Source organism: Mesorhizobium sp. U510, assembly GCF_059180695.1.
The window spans coordinates 2,025,738-2,043,369 of sequence record NZ_CP180532.1; the positions used below are offsets into that span (position 1 = coordinate 2,025,738).

The 17,632-nt window shown below is 56.8% G+C and carries 15 protein-coding genes; all 15 read left to right on the forward strand.

Annotated features, from left to right (window positions below):
* Positions 1-24: 24 nt before the first annotated feature.
* Positions 25-1,539, forward strand: a complete 1,515-nt coding sequence (locus ACLGL5_RS11665) for an ABC transporter substrate-binding protein (RefSeq protein WP_245307029.1) — start codon at positions 25-27, stop codon at positions 1,537-1,539.
* A 35-nt stretch (positions 1,540-1,574) separates the two neighbouring features.
* On the forward strand, positions 1,575-2,591 hold the full coding sequence (locus ACLGL5_RS11670; protein ID WP_069091065.1) for an ABC transporter ATP-binding protein: 1,017 nt from the start codon (positions 1,575-1,577) through the stop codon (positions 2,589-2,591).
* Positions 2,588-3,616 (forward strand): ABC transporter ATP-binding protein, encoded by a 1,029-nt coding sequence (locus ACLGL5_RS11675; RefSeq protein WP_083246549.1) that lies wholly within the window; start codon positions 2,588-2,590, stop codon positions 3,614-3,616. The genes ACLGL5_RS11670 and ACLGL5_RS11675 overlap by 4 nt, the downstream gene beginning before the upstream one ends.
* Before the next feature lie 53 nt (positions 3,617-3,669).
* Positions 3,670-4,872, forward strand: a complete 1,203-nt coding sequence (locus ACLGL5_RS11680; RefSeq protein ID WP_280949034.1) for an alkaline phosphatase family protein — start codon at positions 3,670-3,672, stop codon at positions 4,870-4,872.
* Between the two features lie 63 nt (positions 4,873-4,935).
* Complete coding sequence (gene phnF / locus ACLGL5_RS11685) at positions 4,936-5,637, forward strand: phosphonate metabolism transcriptional regulator PhnF (RefSeq protein ID WP_083246551.1); 702 nt, start codon at positions 4,936-4,938, stop codon at positions 5,635-5,637.
* Between the two features lie 238 nt (positions 5,638-5,875).
* The gene (gene phnG / locus ACLGL5_RS11690; protein WP_069091066.1) at positions 5,876-6,331 is read left to right on the forward strand and encodes a phosphonate C-P lyase system protein PhnG; all 456 of its coding nucleotides are present in this window, start codon (positions 5,876-5,878) and stop codon (positions 6,329-6,331) included.
* Positions 6,328-6,933 carry a phosphonate C-P lyase system protein PhnH gene (phnH, locus tag ACLGL5_RS11695; RefSeq protein ID WP_069091067.1) on the forward strand — a complete coding sequence of 202 codons (606 nt, stop codon included), beginning with the start codon at positions 6,328-6,330 and terminating at the stop codon, positions 6,931-6,933. Before phnG ends, phnH begins: the two co-directional genes overlap by 4 nt.
* A complete protein-coding gene (locus ACLGL5_RS11700; protein WP_069091068.1) occupies positions 6,934-8,040 on the forward strand; it encodes a carbon-phosphorus lyase complex subunit in 1,107 nt (368 codons plus the stop codon). It begins immediately after the preceding gene.
* Positions 8,037-8,987, forward strand: a complete 951-nt coding sequence (locus tag ACLGL5_RS11705; protein WP_069091069.1) for an alpha-D-ribose 1-methylphosphonate 5-phosphate C-P-lyase PhnJ — start codon at positions 8,037-8,039, stop codon at positions 8,985-8,987. Before ACLGL5_RS11700 ends, ACLGL5_RS11705 begins: the two co-directional genes overlap by 4 nt.
* The gene (gene phnK, locus ACLGL5_RS11710) at positions 8,984-9,781 is read left to right on the forward strand and encodes a phosphonate C-P lyase system protein PhnK (RefSeq protein WP_069091070.1); all 798 of its coding nucleotides are present in this window, start codon (positions 8,984-8,986) and stop codon (positions 9,779-9,781) included. The genes ACLGL5_RS11705 and phnK overlap by 4 nt, the downstream gene beginning before the upstream one ends.
* Positions 9,782-10,987 carry a phosphonate metabolism protein PhnM gene (gene phnM, locus ACLGL5_RS11715; protein ID WP_069091071.1) on the forward strand — a complete coding sequence of 402 codons (1,206 nt, stop codon included), beginning with the start codon at positions 9,782-9,784 and terminating at the stop codon, positions 10,985-10,987.
* Between the two features lie 52 nt (positions 10,988-11,039).
* On the forward strand, positions 11,040-11,789 hold the full coding sequence (gene phnL / locus ACLGL5_RS11720; protein WP_069093277.1) for a phosphonate C-P lyase system protein PhnL: 750 nt from the start codon (positions 11,040-11,042) through the stop codon (positions 11,787-11,789).
* A gap of 326 nt (positions 11,790-12,115) precedes the next feature.
* A complete protein-coding gene (locus tag ACLGL5_RS11725) occupies positions 12,116-13,783 on the forward strand; it encodes a DUF6119 family protein (protein WP_069091072.1) in 1,668 nt (555 codons plus the stop codon).
* A gap of 1,340 nt (positions 13,784-15,123) precedes the next feature.
* Positions 15,124-16,017, forward strand: a complete 894-nt coding sequence (gene nifH / locus ACLGL5_RS11730) for a nitrogenase iron protein (RefSeq protein WP_069091073.1) — start codon at positions 15,124-15,126, stop codon at positions 16,015-16,017.
* Positions 16,018-16,122: 105 nt separating this feature from the next.
* On the forward strand, positions 16,123-17,628 hold the full coding sequence (nifD, locus tag ACLGL5_RS11735) for a nitrogenase molybdenum-iron protein alpha chain (protein ID WP_069091074.1): 1,506 nt from the start codon (positions 16,123-16,125) through the stop codon (positions 17,626-17,628).
* Positions 17,629-17,632 lie beyond the last annotated feature (4 nt).

Sequence of the window (17,632 nt, forward strand, 5' to 3'; positions counted from 1 at the left end):
TCACCTTAATCTTGGAGACCCCATATGCGAAAACTACTCTTGGCCATCGCCATGCTGGTGCCGACCTTCGCTGTCGCGCAGGAGGATACGAGGCCGCCACTCACCGTTGGCGTCAACACGGTTCGCGCCAATTACGATCCTGGGCTAGCTCTCGGGAATGTGGACATACCCATCACCTACAACATGTTTGATACGCTGGTCGCGAGGGACTTTTCCAAAAGCAAGGACCGGACGTCCTATCAACTCGTGCCCGGCTTGGCAGAGAGCTGGAAGCAGATCGATGACCGCACCACGGAGTTTTCACTCCGGCCCGATGTTCATTTCCACAATGGTCAGCCTCTCACCAGTGCTGATGTCAAGTTCACGTTCGACCGCATCCTGGATCCGGCTTCCGATTATGTCGAAGCCAGCAATCTTCTCAAGGTTATCGAGCGAATCGACGCCGTCGATGACCTAACTGTGAGGATCACGACGAAGGCACCAAGCCCGATCCTGCTTCAGCTGCTGGCCTATCACACCAGCGAAATCGTGCCGAAGGCATATTTCGAGTCGGTCGGAGAAAGCGGTTTTGGGCAAAAGCCAGTGGGCACAGGTCCATTCGATTTCGTCAAGCTCCAGCCTGATGAAAGCATCGATCTCAAAGCAAATGACTCCTACTTCCGTGGACGCCCCACGATCTCCAGATTGACGTTCAGGTCCATACCAGAGGTGTCGGGAAGAATAACTGCACTTGCAAATGGTGAAGTCGACATTATCAACAGCATACCTCCGGATCAATTAAAAGCCGTGGAAAGTCTGGGTTGCTGCGAAGTTCGCAGTGTCTTGATGAACCACCACTTCATTCAATACAACACCTATAATCCGGTGATGGCCGATGTGAAGCTCCGACAGGCCCTCAATCTGGCAATCAATCGCCAGTTGCTCGTCGATGCCCTATGGGATGGCAAGGCCACGCTTCCGCATTCGGCGCAATACGAGGCATGGGGACCCGAGCTTTATGACCCCAATCGCCCGACTCCGCCGTTCGACCCGGATCGAGCTCGTCAGCTGCTTAAGGAATCATCGTACAAAGGGCAGCCGATCTTCTACGTGACGCACCCAGTGTACTACACCAATGGCGTCGCTGTTGCGGAAGCCGTCGTGCAGATGTGGAAGGCGATTGGCGTAAATGCCAGTGTCCGCGTCGATGAAGGATGGACCCAACTCACCAAGGACAATCCGGTACTTACCGCACGAAACAGCTCTGACTGGGTCGTGCCAACGGATCCTGCGGTCACCCTCTACATGACTTGGTCGAAGGACCTTTGGAAAGACGAGGCGCGCTTCGACGAACTGGCCGAGGAGGGCGAGACGACCCTCGACAGCGGACGTCGTCACGACATCTACCAGAAGATGATCGACCTTTTTGAGGAGGAAGCTCCGGGCACGTATTTGTACCGCGCACCGGAATTCTACGGGGTCCGATCAGGTATTGAGTGGCTCCCGAACACTGAATACACAATGGACTTTCGCCGCGACAACATTCACTTCACGAAGTGAAAAGCTAGATCTCCCGGCAACTAGGTAAGTCTAGGATGAAACAGAGCGAGCTTCTCCGTGTCGAAAATCTACGCACCTATTTCTACTCCCAAGGTCGCACTGTCAGAGCAGTCGAAGATGTGTCGTTCTCGGTCCAGCAAGGGAGTACTGTGTGCCTTGTCGGAGAATCCGGATCGGGCAAATCGGCAACTGCCTTTTCTATCCTGAACCTTATCCCAAAGTCGATGGGGCGCGTAGTTGCGGGGAAGGTCCTCTATGGAGGGGAGGACCTTCTCCGGGTTTCTCAACGACGTCAACGCACGATCTTGGGCAACGAAATTGCCATGATATTTCAAGAACCCGCGGCGGCGCTTAATCCCGTCTGCACCATAGGCGAGCAGATCGCGGAGGTTCTTCGAACCCATAAACAGTGCAGTGCTCGTGAGGCGCGCCGGCAAGCAAAGGCAATGCTTGATCGCGTCGGTATTCCCGACGCTCAACGCCGCCTGGACGATTACCCGCACCAGCTGTCCGGTGGCATGCGACAAAGAGCAATGATCGCGATCGCACTCTCGTGTCGCCCTAAGTTACTCATCGCCGATGAACCGACCACAGCGCTCGACGCGACAGTTCAATCGCAAATTCTCGGCCTCCTTCACGAGTTGCAGGCGGACACTGGCATGGCACTGCTGTTCATCACGCATGACCTCAGCGTCGTCGCCGAGATCGCTGACCGGGTTCTGGTGATGTACGCCGGCCGAATTGTCGAAGAAGGCGATGTCATGCAGATATTCGACGATCCGTGGATGCCCTACACTCGCGGTCTACTAAAAGCGCGGCCGGGCCTCCACTCCGGAGACGGATCTTCCCGGCGGCTTTCTGCCGTGCCCGGCGATCCTCCGGACCTCGCAAACCTGTCAATTGGCTGCTCCTTTCGCCCACGATGCTGCCATGCAGCCGCTGATTGCGCCTACCGCCCACCGGACCTCGAAACAGTCCGCGGGCACAGTGTGCGTTGCATGCATTGGCGTCAAATCGTGGAGGCCGCTGGGGAGCCGGAGGCTGTCCTATGAATGCTCATATTGGCGATATTGAAACGCCCGAAACCGGTGCAGTCCCGATCACCAATGGTGGCAAGCCCTTGCTTGAAGTTGACAGCCTTCGCGTCCATCTGCCACTCCGCAACATCTCACCGTTCAGGTTGAAACGATCCATAAAAGCCGTCGATGGAATATCGTTTTGCATTGCTCCTGGCGAAATCGTGGGCGTGGTCGGCGAATCCGGCTCAGGCAAGACGACATTAGGTCGGAGCTTGCTGCGGCTTGTCACGCCGAGTTCCGGTCGGATCCGATTTAAAGGGACCGATCTGACAGCTCTGTCGTCCAAAGAGATGTATTCTTTTCGGCGGCAAATGCAGATGGTGTTCCAGGACCCGTATAGCAGCCTCAACCCGCGCATGACTGTGGCGGAAATTGTTGGTGACCCGCTGTCAATCTACAAAGCTCATCTGACAACGCAGGCGCGGCAGGTACGGATCGCCGAACTCTTATCTCAAGTCGGAATATCCCCGGCCCACGGCTCGCGTCACCCTCACGCTTTTAGTGGGGGGCAACGCCAAAGGATTGCCATCGCCAGGGCCCTGGCCACCGAGCCGGATTTCGTCGTCGCCGATGAGCCCGTATCGGCGCTCGATGTTTCGGTCCAGGCTCAGATCGTTAATCTACTTCTTGATCTGAAGGAAAGGCATGCTCTTACGATCCTGTTCATCTCGCATGATCTGCGAGTGGTTAGCCATATAGCAGATCGGGTAATCGTAATGTATCTCGGTAAGGTTGTGGAAATCGCACCGGCCGAAATATTTCGAAATGCGCCCGCTCATCCTTATACCGAAGCCCTGGTTTCAGCGCTTCCCGTTCCCCATCCAAGTCTTCGCCGAGCACGGGTAGTTCTGAAAGGCGAAGTTCCGAGCGCTGTTACACCTCCATCAGGCTGCGTCTTTAGAACGAGGTGCTCAATTGCCAGCGCAGAATGTGCCAAGGTCACGCCAGATCTTCGGCAAGTCGGCGCAGGCCACTGGATAGCATGTATAAAACGTTAATCTCTCTTTGAGTGAGCTAGATTGCAATGACGCATCGAAAACTTCTTCTCATAATGATCGATGGCGTGAGCGCCGACTATTTCCAAGAACATGCCAACCGTCTGCCAAACTTATCGTCACTGGCAGCCGATGGGTATCTCGTCCGCCGCATGCGCTCTGCGGTACCAGCGACCTCCATGCCGGGTCGGGCTTCCATACTCACAGGTGTCGGAGCCGAGATACATGGTATCTTTGGCAATCGCATCCTGAGTGACGGCGCCTTTGTTGCAGCTGAAGCAGAACACCTCCTCGTTCCGACGATTGCGACCCTTGCCTCGCGTGCCGGCCTCGACGTGGCTTGCATCGGGCACGCCCTCATTAAGCCGGAAGATACGTCCATCTATGTTCCACCTTGCTGGCTGCGTGGCCCGGGCTTCATCAAGATCCCCAGCGATGGGAGTACGCCGTCACTGCTGAAGATAAAGGATCCACGCGGCCGACTGGGGGCCATCCCGCTGCCCTCTTATGTACCTGAATACAGCGGACCGGACGGCGTATCCAGCATTACCAGGACGCTTATCGGTGACCAGCTTACGATCGCCGCGGCCGCCAGCCTGCTCGAGTCAGAAGAGGCACCTGATCTTCTCATTACGGAGATCAATGCCACGGACGCCTTCCAGCATGACTTCGGCTATGGGAGCGACGAAGCTCATTTCGCGATCGCTTTCGCGGATTCTCTCGTTGGTCGTTGTTTGGATAGTCTGCGCCGGGCAGGTCGGCGTGATGATTACACGATTGCGATCGTCAGCGATCATGGCCACCGTAACATCAAAACATCAATCTTGCCGGACCTGATCATTCCGGGAAAGGTGTGGCAGTCCGAAGGTGCGACGCTGCACGTTTTGGTTGAAAGCGATATGGACCGCCGAGAGGTAGCCAAGAAATTGCTCCAGTATGGCGCAGAGGCCTGGAATGGCGATCATCTACCAATTGAACTCCGCAACAGAATTGCCACTTTCACGGCGCCGCCAGAATGTGATTTCGAAGAGACTCCGGCAGACCATCCGGCAGACCAACCGGTCGGCTGTCCGAAATACAAATCTACCCATGGTTTTCGACCTGGCTCTGCTGCGGATGATCGTGTTTGCATTATTTCCGGGCCGGCTGTTCCGAATGAGGTCGCGGAAGGGGCTGAAGCGACGCGCTTAACTCCAACGCTTTCATGCGTCCTTGGACTGCCCGGCGATACATTTTCCGATTGCCCGCTTTTCCGATAATACACGGAGTTATATCGCTCCAGGAGACGATATTGATTCGAATCGAAAAGAAAATGGTGATCAATGAAGCGTTGGGAACTGGTTCGGTCCGCTCTACTCAATGATATTGATGCGGGAGCCTTCCAGGATGGCCGCCTGCCTGGCGATTTTGTCTTGGCAGACCGATTTGGCGTCAATCGGCATACCGTGCGCAATGCCATCAAGGCTTTGGAATCTGAAGGCGCCTTGCGAGTTCGGCATGGTGTCGGAACCTTTGTTGCTGATGATTTCGTTTCACACAAACTGAACAGCGATCCCAGGTTCACTTATAAGCTCCTTGGTCAGAACAAGTCCGTGAAGCGGGAGATACTGTCGATCAACGAAACTTCTGTCGAACCTGATATTGCAAGTCATTTGAACATCGCTCCCTCAGCACTGGTTACCGAGGTCAGGTCGACCTCATTCATCAATGATTGGCCTTTGGCGACCGGAACGAGCTACTATCCGGCAGCGCGCGTTCCTGGCCTCGCCACCGCATTCGAGGGAATGAACTCTCCCACTGCCGCCTTGAAGCGCTGCGGCATCGCGGAATATAAGCGGAAATGGACACGGATCACGGCCCGAAGACCTAGCCCGCAAGAAGCGCAGCTTCTGCGAATATCTTCGTCCAGCCCGGTACTTTTTGAGACCAATGTCGACGTAACGCCGGATGGCTTACCGATCAAATACGCTTTCAGCGTCATACGAAGCGACCGGTACGAATATCTTATTGAAACGAACGAATAAGCACGAAAAGTCGCGTGTGAACACGGCGGCTTATTCGCCGAGACCACCTCTGGCGGATCAGGCGGCCCTCTGCCAGTCGGGATCGCAATAATACTTGATGGGCCGATGCCCTGTCATCAAATCGTTGCAAAAAGGAACTATGTCTATCCGGGAGATACCTAGATATCTAGGCATCAATGCCCAACACCCTGATGAGCCCGGACCTGAGCCGGGCGTTTAATCGAAGCGGCGAACACCGGTGCGGATTGAAGTTGAAAAGCGGCAACGATGGATGGCGGTTCTCGCGCGAGCCCGGTGCGATGAACTTGAGCGGGCCTGGGACAACCTGGCCATCCAGCCGCAATTTGATTGGCTTCGCCGACCGGAAACCGGCCTCGTGCTTGTGCGCGCACGCGCCGGGGGTACGGGGGCCCTATTCAACCTTGGTGAAGTCACGATGACCCGATGTGCCGTTAGGTTGGCCGATGGCATGACGGGCTTCGCCTTCGTCCTCGGGCGCGACCAGCGTCATGCACAACTGGCGGCAGTTTTCGATGCGCTGTTGCAGGGAACAGATGACAGTGCGAGCGGTGTACTTCGTTTCGTTACCGAATTTGGAATCGCGCAATCCGCCCGCCGTGAGATCAAGAGCCGCAAAGCGGCTTCGACTAAGGTCCACTTTTTCGCAATGGCTCGAGGCATGAGTCCGGAATGATAAGCGTTTTGGATACTGCCGGGCTTGAGCCCGGATTCGCAAATCCTGTCTTCGATAGCCAGGACACATTCCGCCGTGTGTTAGATGCGTATGCATATGTCGGCAGGCCGCAAACGCTGGTCTCTGCCACCGCAGCAGTCGGTCCCCTTGATCCGGCGACTGCCGCCGTCTGCCTCACGCTTGCGGATTGCGAAACACCAGTCTGGCTCGATCCCCGGTCGAATCTACCTTCGGTTCGCAAGTGCCTTGGGTTTCACTGCGGGGTGCCGTTTGTGGACAGCGTTGAAAGGTCGACATTTGCCATTGTGGCCAATCCGATAACGATGCCGCGCTTGGCCGAGTTCAATCCCGGAACAGAATTGGAGCCTCAGGCCTCGACGACGATTGTTATCCAGGTGCCATCTTTAAACGGCGGTCCGCCCGTTCGGTGGCGTGGACCGGGCATCCAGCGCGAAGTTTCGGTGGACGTTGATGGGCTTGCATCCTGGTTTTGGAAGGACTGGAAGCTCAATCATGAGCTTTATCCGAGTGGAGTCGATGTTCTCTTTACGTCCGGAAATGCAATCATCGCTCTTCCTCGCAGCATCTCCGGGGAGATCTAGATGGCCTATGTTGCCGTAAAAGGTGGGGAGGAGGCTATCCTCAACTCACATGGTTTGGTTGCGGAGGATCGGCGGGGAGACCCAGCAGTTCCCGAACTCACGGTCCGGCAGATTGCCGAGCAGTTCGGTCTTGCCGTCGACCGAGTGATGTGTGAGGGCTCTGTCTACGATAGAGAGCTTGCGGCATTGGCATTGAAACAAGCCCAAGGCGACGCCGTTGAGGCGATCTTCCTTCTCCGGGCGTTTCGCACAACTCTACCGCGCTTGGCAGTGTCAAACGCGCTCGATACAGCCCGGATGGCCATTCAGCGACGTGTCTCAGCTACCTTCAAGGACATTCCCGGAGGGCAGATACTCGGTTCGACCTATGAGTACACACATAGGCTGCTTGATTTTGATCACCTCGATATTGTTGATTGCGATAAGCCGAAAGCGAAGGTCGCGGATGATCCGCTGGATCCAACTTTTCCGCGTGCCTTCGACAGCATTTCCGACGAAGACCTGATTGAAGCCGAGTTGCCGGAACCCGACCAGTCACCGGTTTTCGATCTCACCCGAGATCCTCTTGCCATGCCCGCCGGTCGCGATCAGCGCTTGCAAAATCTAGCCCGTGGCGATGAGGGATTTGTCGTGGGTTTGGCGTATTCAGCGCTGCGTGGCTATGGCGCTGCCCATCCCTACGTGGGGGAAACAAGGGTTGGGGACGTTACGATAGAAATCCTACCCGAGGAATTGGGCTTTTCTGTTTCTATTGGCGACATCATCGTCACGGAATGCCAGATGCTGGATTTCTTCGGGGGCTCGGAAGACGAGCCTGCGCGCTTCACCCGCGGATATGGTCTCTCATTTGGAAAGAGTGAGCGCAAGGCGATGGCAATGGCAATCGTTGACCGATCGTTGCGCTGTCGGGAATACGGCGAGGAAGCAAAATACCCTGTTCAGGATGAAGAGTTCGTTCTGTCCCATACTGACAATCTCGAGGCGGCCGGTTTCGTCTCGCATCTCACTTTGCCTCACTATGTCGATTTCCAGGGCGACCTGCAATTCCTAAGACAGTTGCGGGAGGAGCATAACCGCCGCCTTTCAAGCAAGGAGGCCGCGGAATGACGGGACCTCATGGCAACGCAGCCGGCCGCAGCTTCCGCCAACCCTACAATTTTGCGTATCTGGACGAACAGTCCAAAAGGATGATCCGGCGATGCATTTTGAAGTCCATGGCCGTTCCAGGCCTTCAGGTTCCATTTGGCAGCCGCGAAATGCCGCTGGCCTACGGGTGGGGGACCGGCGGCATTCAAGTCACAGCCAGTGTCATTGGACCAAACGACACGCTGAAGGTGATTGACCAGGGCGCGGACGACGCAACCAATGCTGTCTCCATCCGGCGTTTTTTCAAGCGTGTGGCCGGCATCGCTACGACCGAAATAACCGAGGCTGCCACAATCATTCAGACGCGTCATCGGGTGCCCGAAACGCCTCTCAAGGAGGGACAAATTATCGTCTACCAAGTGCCGTCGCCCGAACCGTTGCGCCGGCTGGAACCGAGGGACTCCGAAACCCGTAAGATGCATGCTTATGCAGAATATGGTCTGATGAGTGTCGAACTTTACGAAGATATCGCGCGCTTTGGTCATATTGCGACGACCAACAGCTATCCAGTTATGACAAACGGGCGATATTTGATGTCGCCTTCACCTATTCCCAAATTTGACAACCCGAAGATAGCGAACAATCCAGCCATTCAGCTTTTCGGCGCGGGCCGTGAAAAGCGGATTTACGCCGTCCCCCCCTACACACAGGTGCAGAGCCTCGATTTCGAAGACCATCCGTTTCGTGTGCAGCGATGGAGGCAATGCTGCTCCCTTTGTGGGGCGACTGACAGTTATCTCGATGAGATCGTGATGAGTGACAAGGGTCGTCGGATGTTCGTTTGCTCGGACACCGACTACTGCACTACTCGCCGGAACCATGGTCACCTTGGACCGGATCGTGGCGATCCCGCCGACATCGAATTGCTCTTACTCTCGAAAATCGCAACGGGATCGGAATCACGATGAGAGCAGCGGCTCAGTTCCAGCCCGCCCGCCGCCAGCCGCTGCTTTCCGTCCGGCAGCTCACGAAAATGTATGGAAAGACGGTAGGCTGCCGGGACCTTTCGTTCGATCTCTTTCCACGGGAAATCATCGCGATCGTCGGGGAATCCGGATCCGGAAAGTCGACGTTGCTCAGCTGCCTGTCGGGACGTTTGATGCCTGATCAGGGTTCCGTCATTTACGATCTTAATCATAAAGGACCGACGGACATTTTGACCTTATCGGAGCCGGAACGCCGGAAGCTGATGCGGACGGACTGGGGACTCGTCCACCAAAACCCGCGAGATGGCCTTAGAATGGAAGTCACCGCTGGTGGCAATATAGGGGAGCGGCCAATGGCAGTCGGTGCACGCCACTATGGTCGCATACGAGAAGAAGCTCAGGATTGGCTTGCCAAGGTTGAGATTGACCTGCTGCGCACAGATCATCGACCGAAAACGTTTTCCGGTGGCATGCAGCAACGTCTGCAAATTGCCAGAATTCTCGTTACCAAGCCGCGCCTCGTCTTTATGGACGAACCGACGGGCGGCCTCGATGTATCGGTTCAAGCCCGGCTGCTCGACCTGCTGCGGTGCCTGGTCATGAATATCGGAGTGGCTGTCGTGATAGTCACCCACGACCTGTCTGTTGCCCGACTGTTGGCGGACCGCATCATCGTGATGTGGCGAGGAAACATGGTGGAGACCGGCCTCGCCGACCAGGTTCTGGACGATCCGCATCATCCCTACACGCAGCTTCTCGTTTCCTCGGTGCTCTGAATGATCATAAGAACGGATACTTCACCGCACCGTGCAGCGGCAAAGCTCTCCCCGAACGAACTGACATTAACCGGCGCGCGACTTGTTTTGCCGGATGAAGTTTATGATGGAACAGTCCACATTATCGATGGTTACATCGACGACATCGCCGCCGGCAGAAGCACAGTGCCTGGCGCGATCGACCTCGAAGGCGGCTATGTGACGCCAGGCCTCATCGATCTCCATACCGACAATTCGGAGAAGCATGCACTGCCGCGCGCCGGCGTGGTGTGGAATCATCTTTCGGCGGTCATGGCACACGATGCGCTGGTCATAGCAGCCGGCATCACGACAGTTTTCGATTCCCTTTGCATAGGATCAACGACCCGGGATCATACCAGGCAAGCTGATCGAGCTCGCATCCTACCCGTTCTCATCGACGGGATTCGTGAAGCCAGGGCCCATGGACTGCTTCGAGCGGATCATTTTCTGCATTTGCGTTGCGAGGTGACCGACAAAGAGGTGATGTCCGTGTTCACGCCATTGGTCGGCGATCCGCTTGTGAAACTCGTATCGGTGATGGACCATGCCCCTGGTCATCGCCAATCGCCCCAACTCGACCGCTTCCGTGAAATGCAGATCAAGCAGTATGGCTGGTCGGCAGAGGACGCCGACCGTCGAATCGAAGCATGGATCGATGCCTCACGGACGATCGGACCTCAAAACCGAAGCCGAATTATTGCCCTTGCGCGCGCTCGGCAACTGCCGCTCGCCAGCCATGATGATGAAACAGCTGAACATGTTCGAGAAGCGAATGACGCTGGAGTTTTGATCTCTGAATTTCCGACAACCCGGGCTGCTGCGGAGATTGCGCGCTCCCTTGGCATTTGCATCTTAATGGGCGCACCGAACATCGTTCGCGGCAGCTCGCACTCGGGAAACATAAGCGCCCGTGAGCTGGCGACAACCGGTCACCTCGACATCCTTGCCTCGGATTACGTTCCGGCGAGCCTGTTGCATGGAGCCTTTCAACTGACAAGGAATCCGATCGGGATGAGTCTTGCGAAGGCCATTTCCACGGTTAGTTCGGTCCCTGCCTCGGTGACCGGCCTTTGCGACAGAGGGATGATTGGAATCGGCGCCCGCGCCGATCTCTGCCACTTCGTTGAAATCGCCGACATTCCCGTTGTTCGCAGAGTGTGGAGGCAAGGTCGTCAAGTATTTTGACAGAAAGCGGACCGCAAGCATACGGTCCGATAACCTCAAGGAAAATTGTTTGGTGATATCCTCAGCAACAGACCCCGCACTTCGCGCCATTGGCCTTGCCAAGACCTTCACGCTGCACGCCCAGGGCGGCATTGTCCTGCCTGTCTTCGACAATATCGAACTCACGGTCAATGCCGGTGAGTGCGTCTGCCTCGTCGGTCCTTCCGGCGCCGGCAAGTCGACGCTCCTGCGCTCGCTTTACGCCAATTACAAGCCGGATGCCGGCAAGATCCTCGTCGTACATAGGAACGAAACCGTCGATCTTCTCGCCGCCGAACCTTGGGAGGTCGTCGAAATCCGCCGCAGCGCGATCGGCTACGTTAGCCAGTTCCTGCGCGTCATCCCGCGGGTGCCCGCCCTCGACGTCGTCGCGGGCCCCGCCATCGCCAAGGGCATCTCGGCCGACCAGGCCAAAGCGCTTTCCAAAACGCTGCTCACGCGTCTCAACATTCCCGAACGGCTCTGGCCGCTCGCACCAGCAACCTTCTCCGGTGGCGAGCAGCAGCGTGTCAATATCGCCCGCGGCTTCGTCGTCGACTACCCCATCCTACTCCTCGACGAACCGACGGCTTCTCTCGACGCCGCCAACCGGGCTACCGTCGTCGACCTCATCACCGAAGCCAAGGCGCGCGGGGCAGCGATCGTCGGCATCTTCCATGATGAAGAGGTACGCCGAGCGGTTGCTGATCGGTTGTTCGCGGTCGGGAAGCTTTCGGCAGACGACGGGCTGTCGCAACTTGCTGCCGGCAAGGTTGCGGTCTGATGCGGGACCCATTCTCACCTGATACGCGATCTAATCGCGCTCCGACGGGTTCGGCAAGCAAAACCGACCCAGCCGCGCTCGCTTGCTATCGGTTCCAGCTAGTTCGGCAACTAACTTGAGATGACCGTTTCCGGCCATTTAAGTAGGGCGATCCCATCGCGGTAGAGCACGATTCTGTGTACAAGATATTTCACAACGTCAGTAAGGTGTCGCCTTCATCTTATTCGTGTTTGACGAACATTGACCATCTTCAGTTATTCCCATTAAATGCTTCTCAAGCAGGAATATTATCTGGGATGCGAAGCGCATCACTTGTCGGGGGGGGCATGACCAAGAGCCGGTCTTTTTCGATCTACCTTCTAAAGGAAGGCTATGATGCGACAAATGCCTTGCGGGAAGATCATGCCCTTGCGGACGATATCAACGCCAAGGCGCTGCCGAAGGATGCGTTGCTTTTCGTTCTCGACAGCGAACCCCGCCCGCCATGGTGGAAGGCCTATTTCGGCATCGAGAAGAATCTGCCGCAGGTGAACAAAGGCGCGCTTATTTTTCTGCCTGTGGCGAAGCGCTGCTTCGCGCTGTCCTTCGGCCATGTCGCCCACAACTTGCTGGACGTAAGCTTCGAGTATGATTTCGGGTTACGAGTTACGCTAAACAGTCTTGATCCTCACAAGCTCAAAAGCACGGACACGCTTGATCCCGGCGCTGCCAAGCGTCAGCGCACCCAACTCCCGATTGAGTCCGAACTGACGTTTTTCGATTTCGACCGCGACAGCACCATTCTCCGCAGTCTAACGGGCAAGGTGCGTGACGAATATAAGGAACTATTCAAGCATGCGACAGGCGGCAGCAACCTGCGCATCAGCTCGGACGTGGCGGCGGATGGGTTGGCGGAACTTTGCGAGAAGCTACTCGCGCTCTACCAAAGCGATGATTACAAAACGGCTTTTCCCGAAATCCAGAATATTGCCCCCGTGCGCGACCCGGCTCAGGTCGAGGCGCTCAACGGTCGGCTCTTGGAAGCCTTTCATGCCCGCAATCCCGACCTGAACGTTACCGTTCCTGAAATCATCAACTACAGCGACAACCTCTACGTCGCGTTCGGGGGTGCGGGCCGCAGCCTGGTCTATGACGACGTCTATATCGGACACTACTACCACTATCTCGACGCGAATGAGGTCAATCAGGCAACGATGGACGTCGAGACCCTGCGTCGCCACGCACTCGTCCTGACCGATGAGGAGGGCAACAGCCGGGACCGTTACAGCCTCTTCAAAAGCCTTGTGTTCGACACCTCGCTGGAAGGCGCCAAAGGCGAGACGTTTCATCTCTGCGAAGGCAACTGGTACAAGATCGACAATGACTACATCACGCGCCTCAGCAACTATCTCGACCCGCTCTGTGCGGTAAGCGATCTCCCGGCCTACGATCATGGCAGTGAAGGGGACTATAACGAAGCGGTTGCCGCCGGCGACGCCGACGTTGTTTGTCTTGACAGGAAAAACATTAGCCCGGACGGGCAGAGTCAGATTGAGCCGTGCGACCTTTTGGCCGCGCGCGAGGGCGTCGCCGCGTTCTACCATATCAAGGTTTCGACCCTGTCGGCGCAGCTGAGCCATCTGTTCAATCAGGGCATAAACGCGGTCCAACTAATGCGACTTGAAGAACAGGCTGTCGACAAGCTCGAAGCGCTGATTCGGGATGGCGATGCCGACGGCCTGCGCGATCCTCTGGTCGCTCTCATCCGCGGCCGGAAGTACCGTATCGTTTTCGGCATCGTGACACGAAAGGACCCCGCAGGTCGGTCACAGAACCTGCCGTTGTTTTCACGGATCAGTCTGATGCGGGGAATGAAAACGCTGCATCTTATGGATGTTCCGGGAAGTGTGATCTTCATCAGCGACGAGACGGCCGCCGGAGAGGGAAAGAAAAAGAAACGGAAGAAGAAAGGCCCGGTGGATGCACCCGCCCCAGATGTAGCAGAGGAGGCATAATTGGCCACTTCTCTCTAACGCAGACGAGGCAGCGTTCGCAGATCCGAAGCTAGGATGGCAACATCCTCGAAATGGTCGAGGTGCTTCGTAACAGCGGTCAAGGAAGCTACCGGTGCAGAGCGCTTCACGAGTCCAACCTTATCTCGTTGTCCAGACTTCTGTGTCGTCCGACATCGTGGACGAAGCCGGCGCGGTTCGAACCTGATGACTCGTTATATTGGTCGCACGTCGAAGTTAACGTCAGACCACCGAAATCGCCGGCCAATGCCGGCAGCGGTGTCAGAACCAACAAGCATCCAGCAATTGAGCCTTTAATCATCGCCCGCTCCCCTTCGCCAATAATCGCAGGAAAGAGTTGGCACCGCAATTGAAGCGCACGACTTCGTTGTGACCGCAATGATGGGTCCACGGCAAGCAAGAGCGCCAAGCGTACCGTATAATCGCAACTTTCGCTGTGTCGCTAAGTTCATGAAAAAGTTGGCTCGCCAAGCGGTGGCATACAATTCGTGGGCACCTCGGGTAAATGCCACGAATGACACTCTTCCGTTATCTTTAATGATGACGCTCATTTGATCTTCTCCCTCAAATTCCGGTTCCTCCACGAACCGGCGCTCCTCGATACCTATGAGCGCTTTTCTCTCGTGGTGCGTCCTTCCCCACACCCCAGGAGGTCGTCCACGCAATTTACGGTCTCATCAAGCGAACGCCAGAGCTTCTTGCCGATGGCGACGACGTCGGCGAAGGCCTGCCTGACCTAGTGTCCAAGCGTGGTCTACGCCTGAAGTTCGCAGGCGAGGCGAACAAGGCTGCGGAGACAGCGTTGCGGGTCGCGAACGTTGCCTACCAGAAACTGATTGGCTCGAAGACGAAGAATATGGGCTATCCGGAAGTGCGCGGCGAGCCCTCGTGACGCTGACGAATCTCTATGTTCACCGAGTTCACAAGTCGGATCGGCTAACCGGTTACGCCCGCGCCGCCATGGACGAGGGCGTCACGACCACAACAGCTCTTCACCGCTCTGCATGCCCGCGGGTTCTTTCCCTGGAGGCTTCCCGACGCCGGCCCGGAGCAACGTCATCTCAAGGCGATTGCCGGCCTCACTCAACGCCATCCCACATCTCCTGTCGCCTTTGTCGGGCCCGCGACACAAGTTTATTTAGCCAATTTAATATTTTTGCCAAATGTTAAATAGCTGAAAAGCAATCATAAAATTTCTTCTTCGATCCAGCCGGCCAAATTGGCACGAGTTTTGAAACGATCAGTGCGAGGCGCCGGGATCTGCCGACCGGCATTCAAGTCGCGGGTAGCCGCTACGGATGGAAAGAAGGAAGGAAAGCAACATGTCAGGTCTGCGTCAGATCGCATTCTACGGAAAGGGAGGCATCGGCAAATCCACCACCTCTCAAAATACGCTCGCAGCTCTGGTCGACCTCGGACAGAGGATCCTCATCGTCGGCTGCGACCCCAAAGCCGACTCCACCCGCCTGATTCTGAACGCAAAGGCGCAGGATACGGTTCTGCATCTCGCCGCCCAGGAAGGTTCTGTGGAAGACCTTGAACTCCAGGACGTGCTCAAGATCGGCTACAAAGACATCAAGTGCGTGGAGTCCGGCGGCCCCGAGCCGGGTGTCGGCTGCGCCGGCCGTGGCGTCATCACCTCGATCAACTTCCTCGAGGAAAACGGCGCCTATGACAATGTCGACTATGTCTCCTACGACGTGCTGGGCGACGTGGTGTGCGGCGGCTTTGCGATGCCGATCCGCGAAAACAAGGCCCAGGAAATCTACATCGTCATGTCCGGCGAGATGATGGCGCTCTATGCCGCCAACAACATCGCCAAGGGTATCCTGAAATACGCCCATTCGGGCGGCGTGCGGCTCGGCGGGCTGATCTGCAACGAGCGCCAGACCGACCGCGAGCTCGACCTCTCCGAGGCGCTGGCCGCCAGGCTCAATTCCAAGCTCATCCACTTCGTGCCGCGCGACAACATCGTCCAGCACGCCGAACTGAGGAAGATGACGGTAATCCAATATGCGCCGGACTCCAAACAGGCAGGGGAGTACCGCGCGTTGGCCGAGAAGATCCATGTCAATTCGGGCCAGGGCACCATCCCGACCCCAATCACCATGGAGGAGCTCGAGGACATGCTGCTCGACTTCGGCATCATGAAGACGGACGAGCAGATGCTTGCCGAGCTTCAGGCCAAGGAAGCGAAATTGGCCGTCGCTCAGTAACCGCCGCTACCGACAGGGGGCGCCGACCGTGACCTGGCGCCCCTTTCTTACGAAACAAGGCCTCGTTGGCGAGGCGTTACCCGAACCTTGAAAGGGGCAGGTCCCATGGGCCTCGACTATGAGAATGACGGCGCTTTGCATGCGAAGCTTATCGAAGACGTGCTGTCCCAATATCCAGACAAGGCGGCGAAGCGTCGCAAGAAGCACCTCAGTGTCGCAACGAGCAAGGACGAGGCCGAAGGGGAGGACAAGGGCCTTTCCGAATGCGACGTCAAATCGAACATCAAATCCATTCCGGGCGTGATGACAATCCGCGGCTGCGCCTATGCCGGCTCCAAGGGCGTGGTGTGGGGTCCGGTCAAGGATATGGTCCACATCTCGCACGGGCCGGTCGGTTGTGGGCAATATTCCTGGTCGCAACGCCGCAACTATTACGTCGGCACGACAGGCATCGACACATTCGTGACAATGCAGTTCACCTCCGACTTCCAGGAGAAGGACATCGTTTTCGGTGGCGACAAGAAGCTGGAAAAGATCATCGACGAGATCGAGGACCTGTTTCCGCTCAGTGGCGGCATCTCGGTGCAGTCAGAGTGCCCGATCGGCCTGATCGGGGACGATATCGAGGCAGTGTCGCGCAAGAAGGCCAAGGAGCACGAAAAGACGATTGTACCGGTGCGCTGCGAAGGTTTCCGCGGCGTTTCACAATCGCTCGGCCACCACATTGCCAATGATGCGATCCGCGATTGGGTCTTCGACAAGGACGATGTCGCGTTCGAGTCCGGCCCATACGACGTCAACGTCGTCGGCGACTACAACATTGGCGGCGATGCCTGGGCCTCGCGAATCCTGCTCGAAGAGATTGGGCTTCGGGTGGTCGGCAACTGGTCGGGCGACGCCACACTCGCCGAGATAGAGCGCGCGCCCAAGGCCAAGCTCAACCTGATCCACTGCTACCGATCGATGAACTACATCTGCCGGCACATGGAGGAAAAGTACGGCATCGCCTGGATGGAATACAATTTCTTCGGCCCCACCCAGATCGAGGCCTCCCTGCGCAACATCGCCAAGCATTTCGGCCCGGAAATCGAGGAGAAGACCGAAAAGGTCATCGCCAAGTACCGGCCCTTGGTCGATGCCGTCATCGCCAAGTACCGACCGCGCCTCGAAGGCAACACGGTGATGCTCTATGTCGGCGGGCTGCGTCCTCGTCACGTCATCACTGCTTACGAGGACCTCGCTATGGTGATCGTCGGCACCGGCTACGAGTTCGCCCACAACGACGACTACCAGCGCACCGGCCATTACGTGAAGAATGGCACGCTCCTCTATGACGACGTCACCGGTTACGAACTGGAGAAGTTCATCGAAGGCATCCGCCCTGATCTCGTTGGCTCCGGTATCAAGGAGAAATACCCGGTGCAGAAGATGGGCATCCCGTTCCGCCAGATGCACTCTTGGGACTACTCCGGCCCGTATCACGGCTATGACGGCTTCGCCATCTTCGCCCGCGACATGGATCTGGCCATCAACAACCCGGTCTGGGGTCTCTACCGCGCGCCGTGGAAGAAGATGAAGGACGCACCGCTGAGGGCGGTCGCCGCCGAATGAGGAC

Bases quoted from the DNA above. Each gene is read 5' to 3' on its own strand.
- ACLGL5_RS11725 (WP_069091072.1), top strand. From the start codon at position 12,116: ATGACCAAGAGCCGGTCTTTTTCGATCTACCTTCTAAAGGAAGGCTAT.
- nifH (WP_069091073.1), top strand. From the start codon at position 15,124: ATGTCAGGTCTGCGTCAGATCGCATTCTACGGAAAGGGAGGCATCGGC.
- ACLGL5_RS11705 (WP_069091069.1), top strand. From the start codon at position 8,037: ATGACGGGACCTCATGGCAACGCAGCCGGCCGCAGCTTCCGCCAACCC.
- ACLGL5_RS11700 (WP_069091068.1), top strand. From the start codon at position 6,934: ATGGCCTATGTTGCCGTAAAAGGTGGGGAGGAGGCTATCCTCAACTCA.
- ACLGL5_RS11665 (WP_245307029.1), top strand. From the start codon at position 25: ATGCGAAAACTACTCTTGGCCATCGCCATGCTGGTGCCGACCTTCGCT.
- phnF (WP_083246551.1), top strand. From the start codon at position 4,936: ATGAAGCGTTGGGAACTGGTTCGGTCCGCTCTACTCAATGATATTGAT.
- ACLGL5_RS11675 (WP_083246549.1), top strand. From the start codon at position 2,588: ATGAATGCTCATATTGGCGATATTGAAACGCCCGAAACCGGTGCAGTC.
- ACLGL5_RS11680 (WP_280949034.1), top strand. From the start codon at position 3,670: ATGATCGATGGCGTGAGCGCCGACTATTTCCAAGAACATGCCAACCGT.
- phnM (WP_069091071.1), top strand. From the start codon at position 9,782: ATGATCATAAGAACGGATACTTCACCGCACCGTGCAGCGGCAAAGCTC.
- nifD (WP_069091074.1), top strand. From the start codon at position 16,123: ATGGGCCTCGACTATGAGAATGACGGCGCTTTGCATGCGAAGCTTATC.
- ACLGL5_RS11670 (WP_069091065.1), top strand. From the start codon at position 1,575: ATGAAACAGAGCGAGCTTCTCCGTGTCGAAAATCTACGCACCTATTTC.
- phnH (WP_069091067.1), top strand. From the start codon at position 6,328: ATGATAAGCGTTTTGGATACTGCCGGGCTTGAGCCCGGATTCGCAAAT.
- phnK (WP_069091070.1), top strand. From the start codon at position 8,984: ATGAGAGCAGCGGCTCAGTTCCAGCCCGCCCGCCGCCAGCCGCTGCTT.